We start from the raw sequence: 25,322 nt of genomic DNA on the forward strand, positions 1-25,322 counted from the left end.
TGGCCGCGGGCCATGGCGCGCGCCACGTCGCGATCATCATGGACGGCAACGGTCGCTGGGCCAAGAAGCGCCACCTCCCGCGCGCGATCGGGCACAAGCGGGGAGTGGAAGCGGTGCGCGAAGTCGTCCGCGCGGCGCGCCGCATGGGGCTCGAGGCGCTGACCCTGTATGCCTTTTCGTCCGAAAACTGGAAGCGTCCGCAGGACGAGGTCGCCGACCTCATGGGCCTCCTTCGCCACTTCATCCGTAGTGACATCGATGAATTCGCGGCAAACGGAGTACGGCTCAAGATTATTGGCGATTATCTGGCGCTTGCACCTGATATCGTCGAACTGATCGAGGATGCGCTGGCACGAACTGCTGGCAACCGGGGTACAACTCTGGCGGTTGCGCTGAACTATGGCGCGCAACAGGAAATTGCCCGCGCTGCCAGTGCGGCCGCTGCCGAAGGGCCGATCACGGCGGAGTCGATCGCCGCCCATCTCGACACCGCCGACATGCCCCCGCTCGACCTGCTGATCCGCACCTCGGGCGAGTTGCGGCTCTCGAACTTCCTGTTGTGGCAGTCGGCCTATGCCGAACTGTGGTTCAGCGACGTGCTGTGGCCCGACTTCACCCCGGCGCACCTTGCCGAGGCCCTGGAGGCGTTCGCGGCCCGCGAGCGGCGATATGGCGGCCGCTGAACACGCCGCACCTGCGGCCAAGCGCTCGGACCTTCCGGTTCGGGCGGCATCCGCTGCCGTTCTGCTGGCGGTTGCCGGCTTTGCGGTCTGGAGTGGGGGACTCGTCTTCGAGCTCTTCATCGCCATCCTCGCGCTGGTCGTCGCCGGCGAGTTTGCGCGGCTCGTCTGGCTGGCGGTCGGGTCGACCCCCTTGCGGCTCGCGGCGCTGCTGGCCGGCGCAGTCTATATCGGCTGGGCCGCGCTCGCGTTGGCGAGCATGCCGCGGGTCCTGTTTCTCGCCGTGCTGGGCGCGGTGATCTGCACCGATACGGGCGCCTACTTCGCCGGTCGGGCAATTGGTGGGCCCAAGATCGCGCCATCGATAAGTCCCTCGAAGACCTGGGCAGGGCTGGGCGGTGGGATGGCGGCAAGCGCGCTCTGGTGCGCGGCCGCCGTCGCCGGACTGACTTTCGCCATCGCCGGCCTCGATGGGGCCGGCCGCAGCCTCGATACGGCTGGAGCGTCTCGCGATGTGGTTCTGGCTGCCGCGATCGGCGCCGGTCTGGCGGTCGCGGCGCAAGCCGGCGATTTCTTCGAAAGCTGGCTCAAGCGTCGGGCTGGGGTGAAGGACAGCTCTCGCCTCATCCCGGGGCATGGCGGTGTGTTCGATCGGGTCGATGGCCTCCTTCCGGTGGCGATCATCGTCGGCAGCGTGTGGGCGCTCGGGCGGTGATCGATCCGCGAAGCCTGACGATACTGGGCGCAACCGGATCGGTGGGGTCGTCGACGCTCGACCTCGTGCGCCGCAATCGCGACAGTTTCCGTATCGTGGCGCTTACCGCCAATTGCCAGGCAGTCGAACTCGCGGCACTTGCTCGCGAGTTCTCCGCCGAACTTGCGGTCGTCGCCGACGAAAGCTGCCTTCCGGCCTTGCGCGATGCTCTGTCCGGAAGCGGCATCGCGGCAGCGGGCGGGGAGGCCGCGCTGATCGAAGCGGCGGCGCGGCCCGCCGATCTCACGATCGCGGCGATCGTAGGCTGCGCAGGCCTGGCCCCCACCATGTCAGCGATCGAACGGGGCGGAACCGTCGCCCTGGCGAACAAGGAAGCACTTGTTTCGGCAGGGGCGGTGATGACCGCAGCGGTAGCGCGGAACGCCGCCACCCTGCTGCCCGTCGATAGCGAGCACAATGCGATCTTCCAGTGCCTTGCGGGCAATCGCCTGTCCGATGTCGCCCGGATCACGCTCACCGCCAGCGGCGGCCCGTTTCGCGACTGGAGCCGCGCCCGGCTCGAGCAGGCTACGCCGGCACAGGCGGTGCGCCATCCCAACTGGGACATGGGCGCCAAAATCAGCGTCGATTCCGCCACGATGATGAACAAGGGTCTCGAGCTGATCGAGGCGCATTACCTTTTCCCGGTCGGGCACGAGCGCCTTGCGATCATCGTCCACCCGCAGTCGGTGGTCCATTCGATGGTCGAGTTCCGCGACGGGTCGACGCTCGCTCAGTTGGGGCCGTCCGACATGCGCGTGCCCATCGCGTCGGCTTTGGCATGGCCGCAGCGGATGGCCGGTCCCTGCGCTCCGCTCGACCTCGCTGCGATTGGCGAGCTGACCTTTCGCGCGCCGGACGAAGCGCTGTTCCCCGCGACACGGCTGGCGCGCGAAGCGGTGATCGCGGGCGGCTCGGCCCCCGCTGTCCTCAATGCCGCGAATGAAGTTGCGGTCGCCGCGTTCCTGGCCGGACATATCCCGTTCACCAGAATTGCGGCATACGTCGCCGAGGTCCTGGGTCGCAACGTGCTGCCCGAGCCGCGTGATCTGGCGGCGGTCCTGGCGGTTGACGAAGCCGCCCGGGCCGACGCCCGCGCCTTGATGGAGCTTGCCTGAGTGATCCAGAGCCCCGGAGTCCTTCTCTACGTTGTAGGCTTCCTGCTGTTGCTTGGGCCGCTCGTGGTCATCCACGAACTGGGCCATTACATCGTCGCTCGCTGGTTCGGGGTGAAGGCGGAAAGCTTTTCGATCGGCTTCGGCAAGGAACTCGCCGGCTGGACCGACAAGCGCGGAACCCGCTGGAAACTCTCCCTGTTGCCGCTGGGCGGCTACGTCCAGTTCGCGGGCGACATGAATCCCGCGAGCCAGCCCGACGCGGCCTGGCTTTCGCTGCCTGCCGAAGAGCGTGAAGGCTGCTTCCAGGGCAAGCCGCTGTGGCAGCGTTCCTTGATCGTTCTTGCGGGTCCGGCGGCAAATCTCATCTTCGCCATCGCGATACTGGCGGCGTTTCTCATGGCCTATGGCCAGGTTGTGGCGACACCCGTCGTCGGGATCGTGGAGCCGGGCTCAGTCGCTGCTTCGGCGGGCCTGCGGTCGGGTGACCGGATAACTGCGATAAAGGGCGAGGCGATCGACCGCTTTGGCGACATCACGCGGATCGTCGCTCCGCGCCCCGGCCAGTCGCTCGACATGACGGTCGAGCGCGGCGGCCGCACGCTTGGCATCTCCGCCACCGTCGGCCGCAAAGTGGACAAAGACCAGTTCGGCAACGAATTCACCCGTGGTTACCTCGGGATCGGGCCCGCTCAGGCTGATGTTCGCCCGGTCGGGCCGCTGCGGGCGGTTGTCCTGGCAACGGGCGAAACGCGCGACATGATCGGCATGATGGTGACCGGAATCGCCCAGATCGTGACCGGCCAGCGGTCGACCGAAGAACTTGGCGGGCCGCTCAAGATCGCGAAGTATTCGGGCGAGCAGCTCAGCCTTGGCTGGCGCGCATTCGTGGCCTTTGCGGCGTTCATTTCAATTAACTTGGGGTTCATCAACCTCCTGCCAATTCCCGTCCTCGACGGTGGGCATCTGGCCTTCTACGCGGCAGAGGCAGTCCGGCGGAAACCGGCCAGCCAGCGCAGCCAGGAATGGGCATTTCGCACCGGAGTGGCGTTCGTTGTCGTGCTGATGCTTTTCGTCACCTTCAACGATCTGGCGTCGCTCAGGCTATTCGGCGGCTGACCCCGCCCAGGCGGCGCTAAAGAGGGTTGGAGCCTGATTTCAAGACCATTTGCCGGTCCATTGTCTGCTTGATCGACGAAGGCGCATCGGGCAGAGGGCTGCGATCATTTTTGCCATGGCCGGGGCACCCCGCCGGTCGCATGAATTTACGGGATGGCAGTTGTCGATGACGCGACGCAATACGGTTCTGGCCTCGCTGGCCACCCAGCCTGCCGGAGCCACCGCGCGGTTCGCCGCTGTGCTTCTCGCCGGAACCTTTCTCGCCGGTGTGCCGGTCGGCGCGATGGCCCAGGATGCAGCAGCTCCGGCCCCTGCAGCCTCGCCGCCGGCCAGTGTCCTGGCGACCGAAACGATCCAGTCGATCACCGTCAGCGGGGCCCAGCGGCTCGAGCCTGACACGATCCGCAGCTATGTGCAGCTGCGCGTCGGCCAGCCCTATACGCAGGCCGCCGCCGACCAGGCGCTGAAGGATCTCTACGCCACCGAACTGTTTTCGGAAGTGCAGGTCCGCAACAACGCCGGCGCCGTGGTGATCGAGGTGAAGGAAAACCCGGTCATCAACCGCATCATCCTTGAGGGCAACAAGCGCCTTAAGGATGAGAAGATCACGCCCGAGATCAAGCTCGCGCCGCGCCAGATCTTCACCCGCTCCAAGGTCCGCGCCGACGTTGCCCGCATCATCGAGCTCTACAAGCGGCAAGGCCGCTTCGCCGCGACGGTCGAGCCGAAAATGGTTTCGCTCGACCAGAACCGCGTCGACATCGTCTTCGAGATCAACGAGGGGCCCAAGTCCAAGGTCCGCCAGATCAACATCATCGGCAACGAGAAGTTCTCGGATGGCGAGCTGCGCGGCGAGATGGTGACCAAGCAGGCGCGGTTCTATCGCTTCTTCAGCGGCGGTACCTCGTACGATCCCGATCGTCTGGCGTTCGACCAGCAGAAGCTGCGCCAGTTCTACCTGACCCAGGGTTATGCCGACTTCCGCGTGGTGTCGGCGGTGGCCGAGCTGACCCCGGACAAGAAGGACTTCATCATCACGTACGTGGTGGAGGAAGGCCAGCGCTACAAGTTCGGCGACGTGAAGGTCGACAGCCAGTTGCGCGAGTTCGACGGCGAGGCGATCGTCAAGAACCTGCCAATGAAGAAGGGCGACTGGTACAACGCCAAGCTGGTCGAGGACACGGTCGACAACCTGTCCGAGACGGTAGGCACCTTCGGTTACGCTTTTGCCGACGTGCGTCCGCAATTCGAGCGCAACAAGGACGATCTCACGATGGGGATCACCTACGTGCTCAACGAGACGCCGCGCGTCTATGTCGAGCGCGTTGACGTCAACGGCAATACGCTGACCCAGGACAAGGTAATCCGCCGCGAGTTCCGCCTTGCCGAAGGCGACGCATTCAACTCGTTCCAGGTCAAGCGCTCGACCAACCGGATCAACTCGCTGGGCTACTTCCAGGAGAAGTTCGAGGTTGAGCAGAAGCCGGGCAGCACGCCGGACCGGATTATTCTCGAAGCCAATGTCGAGGAGAAGCCGACCGGGCAGCTCCAGCTGTCGGCCGGGTTCTCCAGCCTAGAGAGCTTCATCCTCCAGGCGTCGATCGAGCAGAAGAATTTCCGCGGGCGTGGCCAGACGGTCGGCGCCAGCGTGAACTATTCGCGCTATTCGAAGAGCGCCGAGGTGAGCTTCACCGAACCCTATGTGTTCGACAAGAACGTGTCGGCGGGCTTCGATATCTATCGCCGCGACTACAACAGCTTCAACTACACGAACAACGACCGCAACACGACGTACCAGCAGTCGACGACCGGCTTCCAGGGCCGCGTCGGCGTGCCGCTGACGGAGTATATGACCGCGGTCGGCCGCTACACCTTCAACATCGACGACGTGACGCTCGACAAGAACCAGTTCTTCTCGGACCTCGACGGCGACGGCATCTCGAAGTGCGAACCGCTGCTCGCGGGCCGCTATCTCTGCGATGCACTGGGCAATCGTACGAGTTCGATCCTGGGCGCTTCGGTCATCTACGACACGCTCGACAATCGGGCCCGTCCGACCCGTGGCAACAGCGCATCGGTGAGCGCCGATTTCGCCGGCCTCGGCGGTTCGGTGAAGTATGTTCGCGGCCGGTTCAACGCCGCCAAGTACTGGCCGGTGCTCAAGGGCTTCGTCTTCTCGGTCTCGGGCGAGGGCGGGGTGATCAAGTCGCTCCAGAACCGTGGTTCGGCCGCGGCCGGGGTGGATGACATCCGCCTCACCGACCGCTTCTATCTGGGCGAACCCCAGATCCGCGGCTTCGACATTCGCGGCGTGGGTCCCCGCGTCATCCGCCGCCCGATCATCGCTGATGCCAACGGCAATCCGGTTACGGTCACCGACCGCAAGCAGGTCACCGACGATGCGCTGGGCGGCAAGTACTACTATCTCGCACATGCCGAGCTCGAAATCCCGCTGGGTTCGGGTGCTCGCGAGCTTGGCCTGCGGCCGTCGGTCTTCATGGACGTCGGCTCGCTGTGGGGCATCACCAAGCCGGTCCTGCAGTCCAGCCCGTTCCCGAACGGCATCTTCCTGCCTTCGCGCGATGCCACCGGCGCGCCGCTGTTCTCGCAGGTCAACACCGACGGTACGACCACCATCACGACCAGCGCGACTTCGCCTGCAGGCACCGCCAATACCGCGCTTGGCAACACCATTCCGCCGTTCGTCGAGCAATTCTACGGCGATTCGCCGAAGCCGCGACTGTCGATCGGCGTCGGGGTAAACTGGAACTCGCCGTTCGGGCCGTTCCGCATCGACTTCGCCAAGGCCCTGCTCAAGCAGAAGGGCGATGATACAAAATCCTTTACTTTCAACGTAGGAACCCAGTTCTGATGACCAATCTTTCCAAGGCGCTCGTTCCGCTCGCGCTGGCTCTGGCCGCTTCGCCGATGATCGCGGTGGCTCCTGCCAGCGCGCAGGTCGTGAAGGGCATCGCCGTCGCCAATCCTTCGGCCATCGTCGCCCTGTCGAACGCATTCAAGAACGCCGAGACCCAGCGTCCGGTGACCTACAAGGCGCAGATCGACCAGGCCAATTCGCGCAAGACCCAGATCGAGGCGCAGATCCGTCCGCTCGCGACCAAGCTCGACGCCGATGCCCGTGCCACCAACCCGAACCAGGCGTCGATCCAGCAGCAGTACATGCAGCTGCAGCAGATCGAGCAGTCGGGCCAGCAGGAGATCAACCAGATCCTGCAGCCGATTGCGCTCAGCCGCGCCTATGTCATCGAGCAGATCAGCGACAAGCTGGAGCAGGCCACGAAGAGCGCGATGGCGAAGCAGAAGGTCACCCTGCTTCTTGATTCGCAGGCGGTGGTGCAGGCTGACCAGCCGTACAACCTCAACCAGGCGATCCTGAACGAGCTCAACGCGCTCATTCCGAACGCCCAGCTCGTGCCGCCGGCCGGCTGGCTGCCGCGTGCGCAGCGCGAACAGCAGGCTGCCCAGCAGGGTCAGCCGGCGCAGCCCGCCGCCCAGACCCCGGGCCGCTGATCGCGCCGGAATCCAGGCAGGTGAGCGAAACGCAAACCGGGGAAGGGGCTGCCAGCACGGCGGCCCCTTTCGCTTACGACGTGACCAAGGTGATGGCGGCCCTGCCGCACCGTTACCCGATGCTGCTGGTCGACCGGGTCGAAAGCATCGTCCTCGGCGAGTCGATCCACGCGGTCAAAGCGGTGTCAATGAACGAGGGCTTCTTCCAGGGGCATTTCCCCGGCCGCCCGATCATGCCCGGCGTCCTGATCGTGGAGGCGCTGGCGCAGGCCGCAGGCGTGCTTGCGGTCGAGACGCTGGAACTCGCCGGTACCGGCAAGCTCGTCTATTTCATGGCGATTGAGGAAGCCAAGTTCCGCGCGCCGGTGGAACCGGGCTGCCTGCTCGACCTGCACGTTTCGTTCACGCAGAAGCGCGCGCGGGTATGCAAGTTCGCTGGCCGCGCGATGCTGGGCGACAAGCTGGCCTGCGAGGTCAGCTTCACCGCGATGATCGCGGAGCCTCCCGCAGCCTGATCCCGGATCGGGCCACGGTTGCATTCAGGCCCGCCCGCCGCTAAGGGCGCGCATTCCATTCAGGCCGGTCGGAACCGGCCGCCAGTGAAAGAGACTACCGCCATGAAGGCCGATACGCACCCCGACTACCACGTGATCAAGGTCCAGATGACCGACGGCACTGTGTTCGAAACCCGCTCCACCTGGGGCAAGGAAGGCGACACCATGCCGCTCGAGATCGACCCGCTCAGCCATCCGGCGTGGACCGGCGGCAAGGGGAACCTGCTCGATTCGGGTGGCCGCGTGGCGCAGTTCAACAAGCGCTTCGGTGGGCTCACTCTCAAGCGCTGAGCCTTTCGCACAGGCGAACGTGAAGGGCGGCCATCGTGCCGCCCTTTTTCGTTCGTGCGCCCCGCCTTTGCGGCGGAAATCGAATTTCGCGAACATATCGGGCCTCTCGTGCGTTTGGTTCTGACGGGCCGCGTCCGCGGTCGAGCCATGCGGAGGAACGGGTGCTTTCATCGCGTCGATTTGGATTCCTGATGCTCGCCGCAATCGCCGCGCCGCTAGTCATGGCTGGCTGCGGCAAGATCGAGCCGGCAAACGATGCGGCCAAGTCGCGTGCCGCGGCCCGCGCGGCCGCGCTGACCCGCCAGGCGCAGGCTGCCTGTTCCTCTCCCGCGACCTACGACCGGCTGAAACAGGTTGCGTTCGACCAGGCCATCCGCCTGCGCAACAACGATCCGGTCAATCTCGACACGCTGTCGCGCTATGCCACTGTCCGCATGGAAAACCCCGTCGTCAAAAGTCGCGACGAAACGCTGGGAGTGACCGTTTGCTCGGGCCGCTTCATCCTCCAGGTCCCGCCGGGAGCCGAAAGCGCATTCGCCGGGCAGCGCCAACTTGAGGCCGACATCGAATACGCGGCGCAAGTGTCCGCGGACGGAACCGGTCTCGTCTACCAGATGCGCGGGGCCGAACCGATCGTCTACAAACTGGCTGCGTTCGACCTCAAGGCGCAGGCCTATCGCCCCGCCGTCACGGCAACGCAGGTGCAGGTCGCCGAGGCCGCGCCCGCGCCACAAGCGCAGGCCCAAGCTGCCCCGCCTCCGCCGCCAGCCTATACGCCCCCGGCTCAGCCACCCCTCGAACGAATCGCCCCGCGACCCAGTTTCAACTGCCGCAACGCGCGGACGCGCAGCGAGCACATGGTCTGCGACAATCCCTCGCTGGCGACGCTTGATCGGGCAATGGCAGCGCGGTTCTATGCCGCACTGGACAACGCCGATGCGCGCACGAGGGCCGACCTGCGGCGCTCCCGCGACCGCTTTCTTGCCTATCGGGAACGCTGTTCGAACGACGGCTGCATCGCGCAGGCCTATCGCGACCGGATGGACGAGATCACCGACATCGCGGAAGGCAATTACTAGGCGGTCGGTTCCCAGCCCCATGGGCGCTCGCGGAACCACTTCGTTATGACGTACTTCACACCGCGCCGGACCTTCATCCCGTGATGGAGCGTCGCCGGGTTGACGCTCAGGTCAGGGCGGCGATTGTTCCAGCACACGAGTTTGCCCGGCTCGGGCTGGATGGTCTTGTCAATGACCTTGAAGCGCGTCGCGCCGCCTGCTTCGGGTGCATTGAGATAGACCATGAAGGTCCAGGTGCGCTGTCCTGCCACCGAGCAGTAACGCTCGTAGTCCGCGCCGTGCGGCTCGAAGTAGTCCGTGTGGGACTTGAATTCCTGCCCTTCGGCATATCGCTGGCCCTGAAGGGGTTCGCCGAACTGCGTCGGGATGCCGGCCAGTGCGCTTAGCCGGTCGTCGACCGCACCGACGATCGGGATGTCATGCGACAGATCACAGGTCTCGCTCGTCCGGAAATAGGCGTCGCCGTTCGCGTCGGCGATGGTCGAAGGCCGGCGGTCGGCCTCGATCAGCGCGATCAGCTCGGCGCAAGCGGCCTGATCGAGAAAGTTTCGCACGATGAACATCTCGAGGCGAGGGGTCGGCACCCGCTGCGCCCCGGGATGGGCGAGAAGGTGTTCGCTCGTGCGCCGGCCGTCGGATATCTCCATTGCGGCCCGCCATAATCGCTGTGACGGCCGCTGGCCACAGCTTGCCGCCAGTCCGGGGCGGGACTAGTCACTGCCACTATGTCGACCGCCATGCCCAGCCCCGCGTCGCAGCCCGAAGCCGGGCTCGGCGAGAGCGGCTTTTCGCTGGTCGAGCTGATGGTCGTGCTGTTCGTCATGGGACTGCTTGCGACGGTTGCGGTCCTTTCCATCCCCGGCGATTCCCGCGTGCTGCGCGACGAGGCCGAGAGGTTCGCCGCGCGGACCGTCGCGGCACGCGACGAAGCGATCAGTGGCGGCCGGCCGGTCGCCTTGGTTGTGAGTGGGGCGGGCTATTATTTCGAGCGGCGCGGCGTACAGTCGTGGGAGCCGCTGGATCCGCAGCGCTTCGGCATTGTCGACTGGAAGGCGGGCACGCGCGCCGCGCTGGGCGGTGGGACCGACGCGGCGCAGCGCCAGCGCGTGGTGTTCGATCCGGTGGGCCTGTCGAGCACCGAGGCGCGGGTGATGCTTTCCCGGGGATCCGGCAAACTTGCGGTCAATATCGCTCGCGACGGAACGGTGGCGCTCGATGGCGCGCGCTAAGCTTCGCGCCAACCACGGCGAGGCGGGGTTCACCCTGATCGAGATGCTGGTGGCGCTCGCGGTCTTCGCTCTCGCCGCGCTGGCCCTCCTGCGCATGGAAGGCGCGAGCATTTCCCGCACCGCCGATCTCGATCAACGGATGTTGCGTGAGGTGGTGGCGCAGAACCTCGCGGCGGAATGGATCACCGACCCCCAGCCGCCTTCGTTGGGTGACGCGCAGGGGACCACGACGAACGCCGGCCGCAGCTTTGCCTGGAGCCGCTCGGTGGCTCCCGCGGGCGCGCCAGGCGTCCTGCGGATGCTGCTGTCGGTCCGCGAAACGACTCCCGGCATGGCAAGCCAGGCGATGACCCTGGAATTCATGCGGCAAGGCGGCGTTTAATGAAGGCGCCCGCACCCAGCCGAAACGGCTTCACGCTGGTCGAGATGCTGATTGCCCTGGCAATCTTCGCGCTCATTGCAGGGGGAGCATTGTCGCTGCTGCGCTTCAGCGTCGATGCCGAGGCCGCCAGTCGCACCAAGACCGAGCAGATCGCCGCGATGCGCCGCTTCCTTAGCGTGTGGAGCGCAGACCTCGCCCAGGCCGTCCCGCGGCCTTCGCGCGATGCGAACGGAGAACTTCGCCCGGCGCTGGAAGGCACGAACCCAGATGGCACCATCCTGCGGCTGACCCGCGGCGGATGGAGTAATTTCGACGGCTCTCCGAGGCCCAGCCTGCAGCGTGTCGCCTATTCGTGGAGCGGCGGGAAGCTGAGAAGGGCTGGCCAGCCATACCCCGATGGCGCGGCGAGCGAATCCGGCGCGGCGCTGGCTGATGCGGCAGCGCCGCCGGTTTTGCGGTTTCGCACCGCGGACGGCGTCTGGCACGATCGCTGGGAACCGCAGCGCACTGCACAACTGCCGGTTGCGATCGAACTGACGATCACCATGCGTGGGGGGCAGCCACTTCGCGTCGTGTCGCTCGTCGGAGCGAATTACCAATGAGGCTGCCGCCTGGCGGGCCGCCGGCCCACGAACGCGGCGCCGCACTGCTCAGCGTGCTGCTGCTCGTCGCGGTGATGGCGGTGATCGCAGCCGTCATGCTTGAGCGTCTCAACCTGGCGACTCGGCTGGCGGCCAACAGTCAGGCAATGACCCAGGCCCGGCTCTATGCGGTGAGTGCGGAAAGCATCGCGATGGCGCGGATCAAGGCTTTGATCGACAGCAGCCCCAACCGGACCGCTGATCCGCAAGGGTTACTTGGGCGCGAATTCGCGATGCCGCTGACGCGCGGTAACGTGGTCGCGCGGATCGAGGATGCGGGCAACTGCTTCAACCTCAATTCGCTCGTTGACGGTACCGAAGGGGCGTATTCGCTCCGGCCGGTGGCGCTGGCCCAGTTGCGCGCCTTGATGGACGGACTGGACATTTCGCCGGGAGAGAACATCCCGGTCAGCGACGCTATCGTCGACTGGATCGACAGCGACGATGCCCCGCTGCCGAACGGTGCGGAGGATGCCTATTACATGGGGCTTGCCACTCCGTACCGGACCGGCGGGCGGCTGATCGTCGATCCGAGCGAAATTCGCGCGGTGAAGGGGATGACGCCAGTCATCTATGCCCGCCTTCGCCCGTGGCTCTGCGCGCTTCCCGGGACGGAGCTTTCGCCGATCGACGTGAACACCTTGCGGCCCGATCAGGCGCGGCTCATCGCCATGCTCAGCCCGCAGATGATCGACGTACGCAAGGCCCAGTCGATCCTTGCCGCGCGCCCGGCGACCGGCGTGGCATCGGCGGCCGATTTCCTGCGACCGTTCGCCGCTGGCGGGCAGACGCTGGGGCCGGAACCGATCGGCCAGCTAAAGGTGACAAGCCGCTGGTTCCGCATCGGACTGACCGTGTCGGTCGATTCGGTGGTGCTGGAAGAAGAGGCGCTGGTCGATGTCGGCGTCGATCCCCCGCGCGTCGTGAGCCGAAGCTGGGGCGATCGCGACACGCGTTGAAAGACGCGCGTAATAATCTTACGCGAGTTTTCGCTGCGGGCAATTTTCGCTTTGCTTGGCAGCGGTGCTGTGCAACAGGCGCGCCTCGCGTCATTCGCCGCTTGACGGCGGTTCGGCGCGTCCGCAACAGCGCGCTTCGGCAAGCGCGCCAGGGCATGTGGCGACCGTAGCTCAGTTGGTTAGAGCGCCGGTTTGTGGTACCGGAGGTCGGGGGTTCGAGCCCCCTCGGTCGCCCCATCAATCCTTTTGCGCCAGCCGTTTGTTCCTCAATCAAAGGGTGGGACCGGCACGTGGCGGCATTCTGGACCGAAAGCGATTTTGACGATCACGAGACGGTGACCCTGGTGCGGGATGCCCCGTCGGGACTGACCGCGATCGTCGCGATCCATTCGACCCACCTGGGACCTGCCGCGGGCGGCACGCGCTTCTGGCATTATGCCGATCCGTCGCTGGCGATGCGCGACGCGCTGCGCCTGTCGCGCGGGATGAGCTACAAGAACGCGATGGCCGGCTTGCCGATGGGCGGCGGCAAGGCCGTGATCTTGGCCGACGACAAGAACACCAAGACGCCTGAGATGCTCGCCGCGTTCGGCGACGCCGTCCAGGCGCTCGGCGGACGATACATCACCGCCGAAGATGTCGGGATCGGCGAGGCGGACATGGTCGCGGTGGCCAAGCGCACCTCGTTCGTCTCGGGTTTGCCGAGCGGCGACGGCAGCGCCGCCGGCGGCGATCCGGGTCCGTTCACCGCAATGGGCATCTATCATGGCCTCAAGGCCGCCGTAGCGCACAAGCTGGGCCGGGACGATCTCAAGGGCGTCCACGTCGCGGTGCAGGGCACCGGCAGCGTTGGCGGCGGGCTCGCCCGGCTGCTGGCTCGCGATGGTGCGCGGCTCACGCTCGCCGATCGCAATGCTGTGCGAGCCGAGGCACTGGCCGAAGAGCTGGGCGCGCAGACTGTCGGCGCCGACGTGATCATGAGCGTGAGTTGCGACGTGTTCAGCCCCAATGCGCTGGGCGCGATCCTCAACGACGAGGGCGTGGCCCGGCTCGATGCGCCGATCGTCGCGGGCGGGGCGAACAACCAGCTCGCCCTGCCGGAACACGGCGCGGCGCTTGCCGCGCGCGGCATCCTCTACGCGCCCGATTACGTCATCAATGCGGGCGGCATCATCAGCGTCGCGCTCGAATATCTCGCACGTCAGAGCGGCGAGCACTGCGACATCAACGAGGTCCGGCTGCGTCTGAAGCAGATCCCCGAACGGTTGTTCGCGATCTGGCGCGAAAGCGATGCCTCGGGCCGAAGCCCGGACGAGGTTGCCGACGCGATGGCGCAGAAGCTGATCGGCCGCTGACGCAGCGGGGCGACTGCGCTCGCCCATTCGTCCAAGGCCCTTGCTCCCCCTTGCGCCAAGTGGCAGAGGATGGCCTTCCGGCGGCGGGGGTCGCCGGGTTGCACGAGCTCGGTTCACGGGGTCTTTCGCGTCGGCGCAATGCACGGCTTTGCCAATCCTGCCAGGTTCCTGCGCATTGCGCGCTGGCTGACGCCGATCCTGCTCGGCGTCGGTCTGCTGCTTGCCGGCTGCGCGCTTGCTTATGGCCTGCTGGCCGCGCCCGCCGACCGCCTGATGGGCGATACCGTGCGCATCCTCTACATTCATGTCCCGTCGGCCTGGCTGGGCATGGCAGGGTGGACGACGATCGCCGTCGCCAGTCTTGTCGAGCTGGTCTGGCGCCACCCGCTGGCCGCGCTTGCCGCGCGCGCCGCTGCCGTGCCGGGCTGCGTCTTTACCGCGATATGCCTCGTTACCGGTTCGATCTGGGCGCGGCCGACCTGGGGAACGTGGTGGGTCTGGGACGGGCGGTTGACCAGCTTCCTGGTGCTGCTTTTCCTTTATTTCGGCTACCTGGCACTGGCCGACGCGGCGCAGCGTCAGTCTGCTTCCGGCAGCGGCGGCGGGTCGCGCATCCTGGCGATCTACGGGCTGGTCGGCGCGATCAATATTCCGATCATCAATCGCTCGGTGGTGTGGTGGAACAGCCTGCACCAGCCACCCAGCATCACGATGGGCAAGTCGGCGATCGATCCCGCGTTCCTGTGGCCGCTCCTGATCGCGATGCTTGGTTTCAGCTGCCTGTTCGGCGGCGTGATCCTGGCGCGAATGCGGACCCTGCTGGCGGGCATCCAGGCCGAGGCCCGGCTTCGCCGCAAGGCCACCGTCGCGGTGGCGGCCTGAGGGCGCGGGCGACATTCATGCACGAACAGCTTAACCAGTGGGACTTCGTCGCGGCTGCCTATGTGATCGGCATAACCGGCACGCTGGCGATGGTCGCCTGGTCAGTGACGACGATGCGCCGCGCCGAGCGGCGTCGCGACGCTTCGCGGCGCAAGACTTCGCAATGAGCGGGTCCGGCGCGCCTTCCGGTCTCAAGGCCAAGCACCAGCGACTTGTCCTGCTGGTGATCGCACTCGTCGCGCTCATCGGCGCGGGGTTGCTCGCGGCCTGGGCGCTCCGCTCGCAGGCGTCCTACTTCTACGTGCCGTCCGACATGGTCGCCAAGCCGCCCGCGCCAGATCGCGCGGTGCGGCTCGGCGGCATGGTCGAGAAAGGCTCGCTTCGCACCGCCCCCGACGGGGTGACGGTCGACTTCATCGTCGAGGACGGCAAGGCTCGCATTCCGGTTCGCTTCGCCGGCATCACGCCGTCGCTGTTCGTCGAGGGATCGGGCGTGGTCGCTGAAGGCAAGCTGGGCGCCGACGGCACCTTTGTTGCCGACAACCTTCTCGCCAAGCACGACGAGAAATACGTACCCCGCGAGATGCAGGACATGGCCAAGGCCCGCGCGGCGGTAGCCGAAACGAAATGAGCATGCCTCGATGATCGCGGAATTCGGCCTTGCGCTGTTGTGGATGGCGGCGGCGCTGGCTTTGCTCCAGCTTGTCGCGGGCAGCATGGCCCTGACCTCCCGGGGGCGTGAACTTGGGGCGGTCGTGCGCCCCGTCGCGGTTGCGCAGGGCGTGCTGTGCGCCGCGGCCTTCGCGTCGCTCATCATGCTGTTCCTGCGTACTGACCTGTCGGTGAAGCTGGTGGCGATGAACAGCCACTCGATGAAGCCGTGGATCTACAAGCTGGCGGGGACCTGGGGCAATCACGAAGGCTCGATGCTTCTGTGGGTCACGGTGATGGGACTTGCAGGCGGGTTCGTGGCGCTGGTCGAGCGGCGCCTGCGCGAGGATACGATGCTCGCCACGCTTGCCGGACAGGCGTTCGTGAGCCTCGGCTTCTACGCGTTCCTCCTTCTCTCCTCCAATCCGTTCGAACGGCTGGCGGAGCCGGTGCCCGAGGGACAGGGCCTCAATCCGCTGCTGCAGGATCTGGGCCTCGCGTTCCACCCGCCGACGCTCTACCTCGGTTACGTCGGTCTCTCGGTCGCGTTCAGCTTCGCCATCGGAGCGCTCGTTACCCGCGATGTTGGCCCGGCCTTCGCCCGCGCGATGCGGCCGTGGGTGCTGGGTGCCTGGATTTTCCTCAGCCTCGGCATCACCGCGGGATCGTACTGGGCTTATTACGAGCTGGGATGGGGCGGCTGGTGGTTCTGGGACCCGGTCGAGAACGCATCGCTGATGCCGTGGCTGGCCGCGACGGCGCTGCTTCACTCGGTCAGCGTGCTGGCCTCGCGGGACGCGCTGCGGGCGTGGACGATCATGCTCGGCGTTGTGGCGTTCTCGATGTCGATGATCGGCACGTTCCTCGTGCGTTCGGGCATCCTGACCAGCGTGCACGCCTTCGCCGTGGACCCGGAACGCGGCAGCTTCATCCTTACGCTGCTGGCGATCTACATCGGCGGTGCGCTGGCGCTGTTCGCGGTGCGCGCCGCCACAGTGACCGAGGGCGCCAGGTTCGCTATCGTCAGCCGCGAAGGCGCGCTGGTGTTCAACAACGTGATGCTGACCGCGATCTTGGGCATCGTGCTGATCGGCACGCTCTATCCCTTGCTGACGGAGGCGTTCGGCGAAAAGGTTTCGGTGGGTCCGCCCTATTTCAACCCGGTGTCGGCGATCTTTTTCGTGCCGATGCTCGCGGTCATGGCGATCGGGCCTCTGATGCGCTGGGGCAACGACAGGTTCGCGCGGATATCGACGATGGCTGCGATCCCCGCGGTGCTCGCCGCGATCGTGCTGCTTGGCCTCGTCGTCGCGGTCCCCGCGGTGAAGTGGCTGCCGTTCCTGGGCATGGCGCTCGCGCCCGCGCTCTTCGTGGGCAGCCTGATGCCGCTTGTGGGGCGAAACCTGCGCCGAACCCCGCTTGCCACGTGGGGCATGGTTGTCGCGCATGCCGGAATCGCCGTGTCGCTGTTCGGGGTTGCTTGCGACAGCGCCTTCTCGATCGAGAAGCTCGTCGCCGCCCGCATTGGCGACAGTCCCCGGGTCGGTCCGTGGACGATCACCCTCCGTTCGATCGAGCCGGTAGCCGGCCCGAATTGGACCGCACTGGAGGCCGAACTCGGCGCAAGCTACGCCGGGGACGAGCCGTCGTTGATCCATCCGCAGGCCCGCACCTTCACGACCCCGCCGGCGCAGACCAGCGAAAGCGCGCTGCTCACCCGCTGGAACGGCCAGCTCTATGCGGTCCTCGGGGAAGAGGCGCCCGGCGAACAGGGTGCCAATCGCTGGCAGCTGCGCCTTTGGTGGAAGCCGTTCGTACCGATGATCTGGCTCGGCGGATTGCTTGTCGGCCTAGGCGGCCTGCTGGCGCTTCTTGGACGCGTCGCGCACGACGTGAGAAGGCTGCGGGCAAACGAGAAGATCGCCTATCGTCGCGAGAGGCAGGGACGATGACCGCCGTCGTTCCCGAAGACCTCCAGGCCGATGCGCCTGCGTCGCGGCCGAGCTTGTGGCTTTGGCTGCCGCTTGCATTGTTTGCAGGTTTCTTCGTCCTGGTCATCTTCGGGCTGGTTCGTCCGGCCGATCGCGAGGTGGCGAGCGCCTTTGTCGGCAAGCCGCTGCCACAGTTCGCCCTGCGGCCCGCTGTTCCCGACCGCCCCGGACTGGCACGCGCGGATTTCACTGACGGCAAGCCCCGCCTGCTCAATATCTTCGCCAGCTGGTGCATTCCATGCGCCGCTGAGAGCCCGCAGCTTGCCGCTCTCGCCCGGCAGGGAGTTGAGATCGACGGTGTCGCGATCCGCGATCGCCAGCCCGATGTCGCGCGGTTCCTGGCCAATTACGGCAATCCGTTCGCCCGCATCGGCGCCGACGACGTGAGCGCGATCCAGCTTGCCATCGGCTCGTCCGGAGTGCCCGAGACGTTCGTGATCGACGGCAAGGGCATCATCCGTCACCAGCACATCGGCGATATCCGGGCCGAGGATATTCCCACCATCATGGCCAAGCTGCAGGAGGCCGCACAGTGATCCGGATCTTCCTCGCGCTGCTTGCGCTCGTCTTTGCGGCCCCGCTTTGCGCGCAGGACCTCCTTCCGCCCGCACCGTATGCCTATCGCCAGCTCGACGATCCGGCACAGGAAGCCAAGGCCCAGGCGCTGATGGAGACGCTGCGCTGCCTGAAGTGCCAGAGCCAGTCGATTGCCGATTCTGACGCGCCGATGGCGGGCGACATGCGTAACCAGGTCCGCACGCGGATCGCGGCGGGAGAGGAGCCCGAGGCGATCCGGCAGTGGCTGATCGAGCGTTACGGTGATTACGTCACTTACACGCCCCAGCTTCGTCCGCTGACCTGGCCGCTGTTCGCCGCGCCGCTGGTGTTCCTCGTTCTGGCCGCGGTCCTCCTGCGGCGCCGCTTTCGCCGTTCGCGGAGCAGCGCGACATGACCTGGGTGCTTATCCTTGGCGCCGCGCTCGCCGTCTTTGCCGGACTGGTGTTCCTGCTCAAGCTGCCACGGGCAGGTTGGGAGCTCGTCGGAGCGGCGCTACTGCTCGGCATCGCGGGCTATGCCTTGCAAGGCCACCCGGGCCAGCCGGGTTCCCCGCGCGAGGCGGTCGACGTACCCGAAGGCGCCAAGGAGGAGCAGATCGCCGAGCGCCAGGCGATGGGAGCGGGCTTCGGCAAGGGGCAGTCCTGGCTCATCATCGCCGACAGCATGAGCCGGCGCGGCCAGTATGGCAGCGCAGCCGACATCCTGCGCAGCGGCATCCACGAATCCCCGAACGACCCCGATCTGTGGGTTGCGCTGGGCAACGCCCTCGTCGGCCACAGCGACGGTTTCATCGGTCCCGCGGCGCAGTTCGCGTTCCAGCGCGCGGCCACGATCTCACCGGAGCATCCAGGCCCGCCGTTCTTCATGGGCCTTGCACTCGCCCAGTCCGGCCGCCTTGCCGAAGCGCGCACGATCTGGGCCGAGCTTCTCGCGCGCGCTCCGGCTGGGGCTAGCTGGAAGGATGATCTTGAGCAGCGGTTGGCCCGGCTCGATGCGATGATCGCCCAGTCCGGTCCTGCCGCCGCTCCGGCACCTTGATTACCCGCGCCTCCGGCATCGGAACCGTCAGCCGCGATGCAGCGTTTCAAGCCGGATCGCCCGAAGCCGGCTGCGGTTGCGGCGACCCCGGTCCACTGCTAGGGGCCGCAGGTTGTCGAGACCGGCGCCCTATCGGCCGGTCCGCGAGGTCGCTGATACCGGGGGCGTTTGTGCAATGAGCAGTGACGCCACCCCCGGCCCGGTACCATCAGAGGGGTCGATGGAACGCATCTCCGCGGGTCACGGCCACGGCCACGAGATGCACGGCGGGATCGCGAAGCTGGCGGTCGGCGCCATCGGCGTCGTCTTCGGGGATATCGGTACCAGCCCGCTTTATGCCCTGCGCGATACCTTCGCTGGCCACCATCCGCTGCCACTGGACCAGTTGCACGTCTACGGCATCATCAGCCTGATGTTCTGGTCGATGATGATCATTGTGACGCTGAAGTATGTCAGCGTGATCATGCGCGCGGACAACAAGGGCGAGGGCGGAAGCCTCGCCTTGCTTGCGCTGATCAACAAGAATGTGGGCGGCAAGAAATGGACGACCGGGATCATCCTACTCGGCGTTTTCGCTACTTCGCTGTTCTATGGCGACAGCATGATAACCCCGGCGGTGTCGGTGCTCGGCGCGATCGAGGGTGTGGCCGTGTATCAGCCGGAACTGCGCCAGTTGGTGGTGCCGATGGTTGTCGGCATCCTCGTTTTCCTGTTCTTTATCCAAAGCCGCGGAACGGCGCGCGTTGCGACCTTCTTCGGCCCGATCATGCTGACATATTTCGCGACGATCTCAGTCCTCGGGGTCGTTTCGATTGCGCAGATGCCGGAAGTGATCGGCGCGCTCAGCCCGCATCACGCCGTCGAGCTCTTCCTCGCCGACCCCTTCCGCGGCTTTCTTGCAATGGGCTCGGCGGTTCTCGCGGTGACGGGCGCTGAAGCGCTTTACGCCGACATGGGCCATTTCGGGCGCAGTCCGATCCGCCTGTCGTGGCTCGTCTTCGTGCTTCCCGCGCTCGTGCTCAATTATCTCGGCCAGGCATCGCTGCTGATGCGTGATCCGGCGAGTCTAGAAAGCCCGTTCTATTTCCTGGCCCCCGAATGGTTCCAATGGCCGCTGCTGATCGTTGCCAGCCTTGCCGCGGTGATCGCATCGCAGGCGGTGATCTCTGGAGCGTTCTCGGTCACCCAGCAGGCGATCCAGCTCGGCTTCATTCCGCGCATGACGATCAAGCACACCAGCGAAACGGCTGCGGGGCAGATCTACATCCCGGTGATCAACTGGGCGCTGATGATCGCGGTCATCCTGCTTGTCGTCGTGTTCCAGCGTTCCTCCAACCTTACCGCGGCTTATGGCATCGCCGTGACCGGCGCGATGCTGATCGACAATTTCCTGCTCGCGGTCGTGCTATTCAACCTTTGGAAGTGGAAGCCCGTTTACTCGGTTCCGCTCCTCGCGATCTTCTTCGCCATCGACGCCGCCTACCTGGGCGCGAACCTCACCAAGATTCCCGATGGCGGGTGGCTGCCGCTCACCCTGGGGCTGCTGATTTTCACGCTCTTGACCACATGGTCGCGCGGGCGGGCGCTGATGCGGATGAACATGGCCGAGGGGTCGATCCCGATCGAGGTCTTTACCAAGTCGGCCCACAACAGCGCGGCACGGGTTCCCGGCACCGCGATATTCATGGCCTCCACCGCCGCCGGAGTTCCTTCCGCGCTGCTTCACAACATCAAGCACAACAAGGTGCTGCACGAACGTGTCGTGATCCTGACTGTCGCGATCCAGGACGTACCCTATGTCGACCAGGCGGATCGCTACGCGGTCAAGGATCTGGGACAGGGGTTCTACAAGATGGCGATCCGTTTCGGCTTCCTCGAGGAAACCGACGTGCCTGCCGCCCTTAAGCAGGTGACGATGTGCGGCGCGCCGTTCGACATGATGAAGACCAGCTTCTTCCTGTCGCGCCAGACCCTGATCGCCTCGGCAAAGCCGGGCATGGCGATCTGGCGGGAAAAGCTGTTCGCGTGGATGCTGCGCAATGCGGCGAGCGCGATGGAGTTCTTCCGCCTGCCGACCAACCGGGTGGTCGAACTGGGCAGCCAGATCGAGATTTGAGCCCGAGCGCCGGGCCTGACCGGCGCCTGATCTAATGGCACCACAACGAAAAGGGGCGCGATGTCCGGCAAGACATCGCGCCCCGTAATTCGCTCTCCGGCTTTGCCGGGAGGACGCCGATCAGGCGAGGTTGGCGCTTACCATGCAGTAGAGCATCGGCAGCGACAGCAGCAGGTTGGTGCGGCTCGCAGCAAGCGCGCGCGGCGCCGCTGCGGCCTTTTCCTCTGCCGTGGCGTCGACCACGCCAAGGATCTTCTTCTGAGCCGGCCAGATGATGAACCACACATTGAAGGCCATGATCAGGCCCATCCACATGCCGATTCCGATAAGGTTGATGCCGTCTGCGCCGTTGCCACCAAGGGTGAGCGCCTGCGCGCCGTAGCCGTCGTGGAACGCGATCGCGAGGCCCAGCACGACCGTCGCGAGTGCTGCCCAGCGGAAGTAGAAGAATACGTTGGGCGCGATGTGGCCAGTTACAGCCGGCTTCAGTTCGGCCGGGATCTTGGGCATCGTCGGCACCTGCACAAAGTTCAGATAATAGAGAAGCCCGATCCACAGGATGCCAAAGAACGCATGCAGCCAGCGCAGCACATCGTTCGTCACTTCCTTGGCGCCTTCGCCGGTCCAGCCGACGAACGCCATCATCACCACGATCGCCAGGACCAGCCCGGTGACAAGGACAAGATGCAGATTACCGAAGAATTTGGCCATCGAATTTCCCCCATTTCGACCCGTTGACCTGACCTATGTCACAGGTTGAAGCCGCGCATCAACCCTGGGGGGGATTGGTTTCCACCTCTGTCTTCTGCTCGCCTCCCAGCCCATGGCGAAGCAGCATCGGGATTTGCGCGAAAGTGAAGAGGAACGAAGCAGTGGTGACCCCCCACAGCTTGGCCTGAAGCCAGCCGTCGAAGGTCAGGACATGCCGAAGTATCTCGTTCGCGATCGCCAGGACAACGAAGAACACGGCCCAATTGCGCGACAGCTTCATCCAACCCTCGTCGCTCAGCCCGTCGAAGGCGGCCTGCAGCAGGAGCTTGAGCATGGCCTTGCCCCGCAGCAGCCCCCCGAACAGGATCGCGGCAAAGAACAGATAGATCACGGTCGGCTTTACCTGGATCCAGAACGGGTCGTTTAGCCACACCGTCAGCGTCCCGAAGCCGATGATCAGCACCGAGGAGAGCCACAGCATCGGTGACACCTTGCCCAGCCGCCACTTCGACACGACCAGCGCCAGGACAGTGGCGACCATGAAGGTCACCGTGCTTTTGGTGACCGCAACCACTTCGCCCACTCCGGAGCTGTCATCGTCCGGACGGAAATGGCGGTAGGCAAGGAAGAAGACGAGCAACGGCCCGTAGTCGACCACGAGATTGAGCCAGGAGGATTTCGGCGGGCGGGACGCGGGCTCGCGCGGCGGTCCCTCGACCCGCGCCAGCGCCTCGCGCACCGTGCGCTGTTCGACGGTCTTGGTTTCGTTCAACGTCCCACTCCGGCGATGACCTTGGCGACCACGTCCGGGTCGAACGGGCGCAAGTCGTCGATCTTTTCGCCCACGCCGATCGCATGGATCGGCAGGCCATACTGCTCGGCAGCGGCGACCAGCACGCCGCCCCGCGCGGTTCCGTCGAGCTTGGTCATGATGAGGCCCGTCACGCCCGCGACCTCCTTGAAGGTTTCGATCTGCTGCAAGGCATTCTGACCGTTGGTGGCATCGAGCACCAGCACCACGTCGTGCGGCGCCGCGGGGTTGAGGCGGCCCAGCACGCGGCGGACCTTCGCCAGTTCGTCCATCAACTCGCGCTTGTTCTGAAGACGGCCCGCGGTGTCGACGATCAGCGTGTCGATGCCGCGCTCGGTCGCAAGCTTAACGGCGTCGAACACGATGCCTGCGGGATCGCCGCCCTCGGCTCCGCTCACGATGGGTATTCCCAACCGGTCGGCCCAGACCTTTAGCTGGCCGATTGCGGCGGCGCGGAAGGTATCGCCCGCCGCCAGCATCACGCCGTAATCCTGTTCCTGGAACAAGTGGGCGAGCTTTGCGATCGTCGTGGTCTTGCCGCTGCCGTTGACCCCGATGACGAGAATAACCTGCGGCCGCGGGAAGGCGACGATTTCAAGGGGTTTGGCCACGGGGCGCAGGATCGCGGCGATCTCACTGGCCACGGCCTCGCGGATCGCCATGTCATCGAGTCCGCGCTCGAACCGCTCGGCCGCCAACCGCTCGCGGATGCGGGCGGCTGCGCGCGGGCCGAGATCGGACAGGATCAGCGCATCCTCGATCCGGTCGAGCTGCTCGTCGTCCAGCCGCGTCTTGCTCACGATACCGCTGAGATTCCCGGTCAGTCGTTCCGAGGTCTTGCGAAAGCCACCGAACAGCCGGTCCGTCCATGTTTCGGCAGTCATGGGGCGGCTCCGATGAGCATGCCGTCGGCAATGCTCGTTGCGGTCATTGTCAGGATTGCGCCGGCCTCGGTGCCGGCGGGCAAGGCAAAGCGCGCGAAGTTTGGGGCGTGACCCGTCCCGTCGCGTTCGGCCAGCACCGGTTGGGCGGTGCCGATCAGGGATGCAAGCCAGGCGCTGCGCTGCGCTTCGACAGCGGCGCGCAGTTCAGCGGCTCGCTCGCGCACGAGCGCCGGATCAACCTGCGGCATGCGCGCGGCTGGCGTTCCGGGTCGCGGCGAATAGGGAAAGATGTGACCGTGAACGACTTCGCAGTCGCGCACCGCGGCGAGGTTTTCGGAATGCATGGCGGCATCCTCGGTCGGAAAACCCGCAATGAGATCGGCGCCGACCGCAATCTCGGGTCGAGCGGCTTTGAGGCGTCCGACCAGTTCGCGCGCCTGGCCGGGCGTGTGGCGGCGTTTCATCCGCTTCAGGATCATCGCGTCGCCCGACTGCAGGGAGAGGTGAACATGCGGCATGACCCTTGGTTCGCCGGTGATAAGATCCAACAGGAGCGGATCGATTTCCACCCCGTCGAGCGACGACAGGCGCAGCCGGGCAAGGTCGGGACACGCATCGAGGATCGCACGGACAAGCGCGCCGAGCGAAGGCCTGTAGCTGGTGAGGTCGACGCCGGTCAGGACCACTTCGGCGACGCCGGCATCCGCGACCGCGGCGATTTCCGCGATCACCTCGGCGGCGGGGCGCGATGTGCTGACGCCCCTGCCCTGGGGGATGATGCAGAACGTGCACGAATGGTCGCAGCCGTTCTGCACCGGAATGAAGGCGCGGGAATGCGAGGCCGAGAGCGCCGCGGCGCCGCCTGCGGCATCGCCCCGCGCGTTGCCGCCCCAGCTCGCACCGAGGAGCTTGGCCGAATTCGGGACTACTCGCGCAACCTCGGGCATCGCATGAAACTGAGCCGAGTCGATGGTCGCCGCGCAGCCCGTTACCCAAACCGGCGCACCACCGCGGCCCGCGCGGCGGACGGCCTTGCGGCTTTCGCGTACAGCCGCCGCGGTGACGGCGCAGGTGTTGACGACGACGACGTCGCTCTCCCGCGCGAGCATCGCTTCGATCCGCGCGCTTTCGGCCATGTTCAGTCGGCAGCCGAGCGTGATCACGGCAGGCGCGCTCACTTCGTCGCCCCGTAGGCAGCAAGGTCCACCGTTCCGCGAAAGCTCTCGGCAGCGGGGCCGGTCATGCGAATCGAGCCCGCCATCGGCCAGGCGATGTTGAGCGCGCCACCAGGAAGCGTCACGCTCACCTCGCGGGCGACGAGGCCAAGGCGGATGGCTGCAACGGTCGTGGCGCAGGCTCCCGTCCCGCAGGCACGCGTCAGCCCGGCGCCGCGCTCCCAAACCCGAAGGCGGATCGCGGCCGGCCCGGTGATCGTGGCGACGTTCACGTTGACGCGTTCGGGGAACAGGGGGTCATGCTCGATCTGCGGACCCAGCCGGGCGAGGTCGACGGCGTCGGCATCGGACACGAAGAACACGACATGCGGGTTACCGACGTTGACCGCGCTCGGGCTGTCGAGATCCTCCCAACCGACCGGCATCCGCAGCGTATCCATCGCATAGGCCAACGGGATGTCCTGCCACTCGAACCGGGGCTTGCCCATGTCGACGGCGACCCCGCCGCCTGCGGGTTCGGCGCTGACGATTCCGCCCAGCGTCTCGATCCGCGCCGCGTGGCCCAGCAGCAGCCCGACCGCGCGCGACGCGTTGCCGCAAGATTCGACCTCGCCGCCATCGGCATTGAAGATCCGCATGCCGAGATCGGCATTACTCGAAGGGACGAGGACGATAAGCTGGTCGCAGCCGATCCCGGTGTGACGGTTCGCCAGCGCGGCGGCCAGCTGCGCGGTCATCGCCAGCGGCGCGTGGCGCGCATCGAACACGACGAAGTCGTTGCCGAGTCCGTGCATTTTAGTGAAGGGCGCGCGCATC

At 66.0% G+C, this 25,322-nt stretch carries 28 protein-coding genes and 1 tRNA gene; 23 read left to right on the forward strand and 6 right to left on the reverse strand.

Annotated elements, in window-relative coordinates; genetic code table 11:
* Window positions 1-38 precede the first annotated feature (38 nt).
* From uppS to ACFO0A_RS08255, 9 genes are all read left to right on the forward strand, one after another.
* A complete protein-coding gene (gene uppS / locus ACFO0A_RS08215) occupies window positions 39-683 on the forward strand; it encodes a polyprenyl diphosphate synthase (protein WP_379539630.1) in 645 nt (214 codons plus the stop codon).
* Window positions 670-1,395, forward strand: coding sequence for a phosphatidate cytidylyltransferase (locus tag ACFO0A_RS08220; protein ID WP_379538526.1), 726 nt, complete (start codon window positions 670-672; stop codon window positions 1,393-1,395). The genes uppS and ACFO0A_RS08220 overlap by 14 nt, the downstream gene beginning before the upstream one ends.
* Window positions 1,392-2,552: a 1-deoxy-D-xylulose-5-phosphate reductoisomerase gene (gene dxr, locus ACFO0A_RS08225; protein ID WP_379538527.1), complete on the forward strand. Its 1,161-nt coding sequence runs from the start codon at window positions 1,392-1,394 to the stop codon at window positions 2,550-2,552. Before ACFO0A_RS08220 ends, dxr begins: the two co-directional genes overlap by 4 nt.
* Entirely contained in the window at window positions 2,553-3,668 is a 1,116-nt protein-coding gene (gene rseP / locus ACFO0A_RS08230; RefSeq protein ID WP_379538528.1) for an RIP metalloprotease RseP, read from the forward strand.
* 166 nt (window positions 3,669-3,834) lie between these two features.
* The gene (gene bamA, locus ACFO0A_RS08235) at window positions 3,835-6,540 is read left to right on the forward strand and encodes an outer membrane protein assembly factor BamA (protein WP_379538529.1); all 2,706 of its coding nucleotides are present in this window, start codon (window positions 3,835-3,837) and stop codon (window positions 6,538-6,540) included.
* Window positions 6,540-7,199: an OmpH family outer membrane protein gene (locus ACFO0A_RS08240; RefSeq protein ID WP_379538530.1), complete on the forward strand. Its 660-nt coding sequence runs from the start codon at window positions 6,540-6,542 to the stop codon at window positions 7,197-7,199. Before bamA ends, ACFO0A_RS08240 begins: the two co-directional genes overlap by 1 nt.
* A gap of 20 nt (window positions 7,200-7,219) precedes the next feature.
* On the forward strand, window positions 7,220-7,714 hold the full coding sequence (gene fabZ / locus ACFO0A_RS08245) for a 3-hydroxyacyl-ACP dehydratase FabZ (protein ID WP_379538531.1): 495 nt from the start codon (window positions 7,220-7,222) through the stop codon (window positions 7,712-7,714).
* A gap of 102 nt (window positions 7,715-7,816) precedes the next feature.
* The gene (gene rpmE, locus ACFO0A_RS08250) at window positions 7,817-8,044 is read left to right on the forward strand and encodes a 50S ribosomal protein L31 (RefSeq protein ID WP_379538532.1); all 228 of its coding nucleotides are present in this window, start codon (window positions 7,817-7,819) and stop codon (window positions 8,042-8,044) included.
* 191 nt (window positions 8,045-8,235) lie between these two features.
* Window positions 8,236-9,123 carry a lysozyme inhibitor LprI family protein gene (locus ACFO0A_RS08255; protein WP_379538533.1) on the forward strand — a complete coding sequence of 296 codons (888 nt, stop codon included), beginning with the start codon at window positions 8,236-8,238 and terminating at the stop codon, window positions 9,121-9,123.
* On the opposite strand, the gene ACFO0A_RS08260 is transcribed toward ACFO0A_RS08255, so the two are convergent.
* Window positions 9,120-9,770 (reverse strand): prolyl hydroxylase family protein, encoded by a 651-nt coding sequence (locus ACFO0A_RS08260; protein WP_379538534.1) that lies wholly within the window; start codon window positions 9,768-9,770, stop codon window positions 9,120-9,122. The genes ACFO0A_RS08255 and ACFO0A_RS08260 overlap by 4 nt on opposite strands.
* A 78-nt stretch (window positions 9,771-9,848) precedes the next feature.
* On the opposite strand from ACFO0A_RS08260, the gene ACFO0A_RS08265 reads away from it, so the two are divergent.
* From ACFO0A_RS08265 to ACFO0A_RS08330, 14 genes are all read left to right on the forward strand, one after another.
* Window positions 9,849-10,352, forward strand: a complete 504-nt coding sequence (locus ACFO0A_RS08265) for a GspH/FimT family pseudopilin (protein ID WP_379538535.1) — start codon at window positions 9,849-9,851, stop codon at window positions 10,350-10,352.
* The gene (gene gspI, locus ACFO0A_RS08270) at window positions 10,339-10,734 is read left to right on the forward strand and encodes a type II secretion system minor pseudopilin GspI (protein ID WP_379538536.1); all 396 of its coding nucleotides are present in this window, start codon (window positions 10,339-10,341) and stop codon (window positions 10,732-10,734) included. Before ACFO0A_RS08265 ends, gspI begins: the two co-directional genes overlap by 14 nt.
* Complete coding sequence (gene gspJ / locus ACFO0A_RS08275; protein WP_379538537.1) at window positions 10,734-11,336, forward strand: type II secretion system minor pseudopilin GspJ; 603 nt, start codon at window positions 10,734-10,736, stop codon at window positions 11,334-11,336. The genes gspI and gspJ overlap by 1 nt, the downstream gene beginning before the upstream one ends.
* Window positions 11,333-12,334, forward strand: coding sequence for a type II secretion system minor pseudopilin GspK (gene gspK / locus ACFO0A_RS08280; RefSeq protein WP_379538538.1), 1,002 nt, complete (start codon window positions 11,333-11,335; stop codon window positions 12,332-12,334). Before gspJ ends, gspK begins: the two co-directional genes overlap by 4 nt.
* A gap of 160 nt (window positions 12,335-12,494) precedes the next feature.
* A tRNA-His gene (locus ACFO0A_RS08285) sits at window positions 12,495-12,571 on the forward strand.
* 53 nt (window positions 12,572-12,624) lie between these two features.
* Window positions 12,625-13,689, forward strand: coding sequence for a Glu/Leu/Phe/Val family dehydrogenase (locus tag ACFO0A_RS08290; RefSeq protein WP_379538539.1), 1,065 nt, complete (start codon window positions 12,625-12,627; stop codon window positions 13,687-13,689).
* Between the two features lie 138 nt (window positions 13,690-13,827).
* A complete protein-coding gene (gene ccmC, locus ACFO0A_RS08295) occupies window positions 13,828-14,571 on the forward strand; it encodes a heme ABC transporter permease CcmC (RefSeq protein WP_379538540.1) in 744 nt (247 codons plus the stop codon).
* A 17-nt stretch (window positions 14,572-14,588) separates the two neighbouring features.
* On the forward strand, window positions 14,589-14,738 hold the full coding sequence (locus ACFO0A_RS08300) for a hypothetical protein (RefSeq protein WP_379538541.1): 150 nt from the start codon (window positions 14,589-14,591) through the stop codon (window positions 14,736-14,738).
* Window positions 14,735-15,202 carry a cytochrome c maturation protein CcmE gene (gene ccmE, locus ACFO0A_RS08305; RefSeq protein WP_379538542.1) on the forward strand — a complete coding sequence of 156 codons (468 nt, stop codon included), beginning with the start codon at window positions 14,735-14,737 and terminating at the stop codon, window positions 15,200-15,202. Before ACFO0A_RS08300 ends, ccmE begins: the two co-directional genes overlap by 4 nt.
* A gap of 10 nt (window positions 15,203-15,212) precedes the next feature.
* A complete protein-coding gene (locus ACFO0A_RS08310) occupies window positions 15,213-17,174 on the forward strand; it encodes a heme lyase CcmF/NrfE family subunit (RefSeq protein ID WP_379538543.1) in 1,962 nt (653 codons plus the stop codon).
* Window positions 17,171-17,749: a DsbE family thiol:disulfide interchange protein gene (locus ACFO0A_RS08315; RefSeq protein WP_379538544.1), complete on the forward strand. Its 579-nt coding sequence runs from the start codon at window positions 17,171-17,173 to the stop codon at window positions 17,747-17,749. The genes ACFO0A_RS08310 and ACFO0A_RS08315 overlap by 4 nt, the downstream gene beginning before the upstream one ends.
* A complete protein-coding gene (locus ACFO0A_RS08320) occupies window positions 17,749-18,165 on the forward strand; it encodes a cytochrome c-type biogenesis protein (protein WP_379539631.1) in 417 nt (138 codons plus the stop codon). The genes ACFO0A_RS08315 and ACFO0A_RS08320 overlap by 1 nt, the downstream gene beginning before the upstream one ends.
* The gene (locus ACFO0A_RS08325; RefSeq protein WP_379538545.1) at window positions 18,162-18,809 is read left to right on the forward strand and encodes a tetratricopeptide repeat protein; all 648 of its coding nucleotides are present in this window, start codon (window positions 18,162-18,164) and stop codon (window positions 18,807-18,809) included. The genes ACFO0A_RS08320 and ACFO0A_RS08325 overlap by 4 nt, the downstream gene beginning before the upstream one ends.
* Window positions 18,810-18,984: 175 nt before the next feature.
* Complete coding sequence (locus ACFO0A_RS08330) at window positions 18,985-20,925, forward strand: potassium transporter Kup (protein WP_379538546.1); 1,941 nt, start codon at window positions 18,985-18,987, stop codon at window positions 20,923-20,925.
* A gap of 120 nt (window positions 20,926-21,045) precedes the next feature.
* Here ACFO0A_RS08330 and ACFO0A_RS08335 read toward each other — a convergent pair whose 3' ends face one another.
* Genes ACFO0A_RS08335 through dapF form a run of 5 tightly spaced genes read right to left on the reverse strand, consistent with a single transcriptional unit; the run spans window position 21,046 to window position 25,321 of the window.
* Window positions 21,046-21,636, reverse strand: a complete 591-nt coding sequence (locus ACFO0A_RS08335) for a urate hydroxylase PuuD (RefSeq protein WP_379538547.1) — start codon at window positions 21,634-21,636, stop codon at window positions 21,046-21,048.
* Window positions 21,637-21,694: 58 nt separating this feature from the next.
* The gene (locus ACFO0A_RS08340; protein ID WP_379539632.1) at window positions 21,695-22,363 is read right to left on the reverse strand and encodes an inner membrane-spanning protein YciB; all 669 of its coding nucleotides are present in this window, start codon (window positions 22,361-22,363) and stop codon (window positions 21,695-21,697) included.
* Window positions 22,364-22,404: 41 nt separating this feature from the next.
* Window positions 22,405-23,331: a signal recognition particle-docking protein FtsY gene (ftsY, locus tag ACFO0A_RS08345; protein WP_379538548.1), complete on the reverse strand. Its 927-nt coding sequence runs from the start codon at window positions 23,329-23,331 to the stop codon at window positions 22,405-22,407.
* Window positions 23,328-24,509 carry a MiaB/RimO family radical SAM methylthiotransferase gene (locus ACFO0A_RS08350; RefSeq protein WP_379538549.1) on the reverse strand — a complete coding sequence of 394 codons (1,182 nt, stop codon included), beginning with the start codon at window positions 24,507-24,509 and terminating at the stop codon, window positions 23,328-23,330. Before ACFO0A_RS08350 ends, ftsY begins: the two co-directional genes overlap by 4 nt.
* Window positions 24,506-25,321 carry a diaminopimelate epimerase gene (gene dapF, locus ACFO0A_RS08355; protein ID WP_379538550.1) on the reverse strand — a complete coding sequence of 272 codons (816 nt, stop codon included), beginning with the start codon at window positions 25,319-25,321 and terminating at the stop codon, window positions 24,506-24,508. The genes ACFO0A_RS08350 and dapF overlap by 4 nt, the downstream gene beginning before the upstream one ends.
* Window position 25,322 lies beyond the last annotated feature (1 nt).

This window comes from Novosphingobium tardum (assembly GCF_042652045.1).
In the GTDB taxonomy this organism is placed as follows: domain Bacteria; phylum Pseudomonadota; class Alphaproteobacteria; order Sphingomonadales; family Sphingomonadaceae; genus Novosphingobium; species Novosphingobium tardum.

Bases quoted from the DNA above. Each gene is read 5' to 3' on its own strand.
- ACFO0A_RS08310 (WP_379538543.1), top strand. From the start codon at position 15,213: ATGATCGCGGAATTCGGCCTTGCGCTGTTGTGGATGGCGGCGGCGCTG.
- ACFO0A_RS08335 (WP_379538547.1), bottom strand. From the start codon at position 21,636: ATGGCCAAATTCTTCGGTAATCTGCATCTTGTCCTTGTCACCGGGCTG.
- ACFO0A_RS08220 (WP_379538526.1), top strand. From the start codon at position 670: ATGGCGGCCGCTGAACACGCCGCACCTGCGGCCAAGCGCTCGGACCTT.
- rpmE (WP_379538532.1), top strand. From the start codon at position 7,817: ATGAAGGCCGATACGCACCCCGACTACCACGTGATCAAGGTCCAGATG.
- ftsY (WP_379538548.1), bottom strand. From the start codon at position 23,331: ATGACTGCCGAAACATGGACGGACCGGCTGTTCGGTGGCTTTCGCAAG.
- ccmE (WP_379538542.1), top strand. From the start codon at position 14,735: ATGAGCGGGTCCGGCGCGCCTTCCGGTCTCAAGGCCAAGCACCAGCGA.
- ccmC (WP_379538540.1), top strand. From the start codon at position 13,828: ATGCACGGCTTTGCCAATCCTGCCAGGTTCCTGCGCATTGCGCGCTGG.
- ACFO0A_RS08265 (WP_379538535.1), top strand. From the start codon at position 9,849: ATGTCGACCGCCATGCCCAGCCCCGCGTCGCAGCCCGAAGCCGGGCTC.
- ACFO0A_RS08315 (WP_379538544.1), top strand. From the start codon at position 17,171: ATGACCGCCGTCGTTCCCGAAGACCTCCAGGCCGATGCGCCTGCGTCG.
- uppS (WP_379539630.1), top strand. From the start codon at position 39: ATGGACGGCAACGGTCGCTGGGCCAAGAAGCGCCACCTCCCGCGCGCG.
- bamA (WP_379538529.1), top strand. From the start codon at position 3,835: ATGACGCGACGCAATACGGTTCTGGCCTCGCTGGCCACCCAGCCTGCC.
- ACFO0A_RS08240 (WP_379538530.1), top strand. From the start codon at position 6,540: ATGACCAATCTTTCCAAGGCGCTCGTTCCGCTCGCGCTGGCTCTGGCC.
- ACFO0A_RS08255 (WP_379538533.1), top strand. From the start codon at position 8,236: ATGCTCGCCGCAATCGCCGCGCCGCTAGTCATGGCTGGCTGCGGCAAG.
- ACFO0A_RS08325 (WP_379538545.1), top strand. From the start codon at position 18,162: ATGACCTGGGTGCTTATCCTTGGCGCCGCGCTCGCCGTCTTTGCCGGA.
- dapF (WP_379538550.1), bottom strand. From the start codon at position 25,321: ATGCGCGCGCCCTTCACTAAAATGCACGGACTCGGCAACGACTTCGTC.
- ACFO0A_RS08260 (WP_379538534.1), bottom strand. From the start codon at position 9,770: ATGGAGATATCCGACGGCCGGCGCACGAGCGAACACCTTCTCGCCCAT.
- ACFO0A_RS08330 (WP_379538546.1), top strand. From the start codon at position 18,985: ATGAGCAGTGACGCCACCCCCGGCCCGGTACCATCAGAGGGGTCGATG.
- ACFO0A_RS08300 (WP_379538541.1), top strand. From the start codon at position 14,589: ATGCACGAACAGCTTAACCAGTGGGACTTCGTCGCGGCTGCCTATGTG.
- gspJ (WP_379538537.1), top strand. From the start codon at position 10,734: ATGAAGGCGCCCGCACCCAGCCGAAACGGCTTCACGCTGGTCGAGATG.
- gspK (WP_379538538.1), top strand. From the start codon at position 11,333: ATGAGGCTGCCGCCTGGCGGGCCGCCGGCCCACGAACGCGGCGCCGCA.
- gspI (WP_379538536.1), top strand. From the start codon at position 10,339: ATGGCGCGCGCTAAGCTTCGCGCCAACCACGGCGAGGCGGGGTTCACC.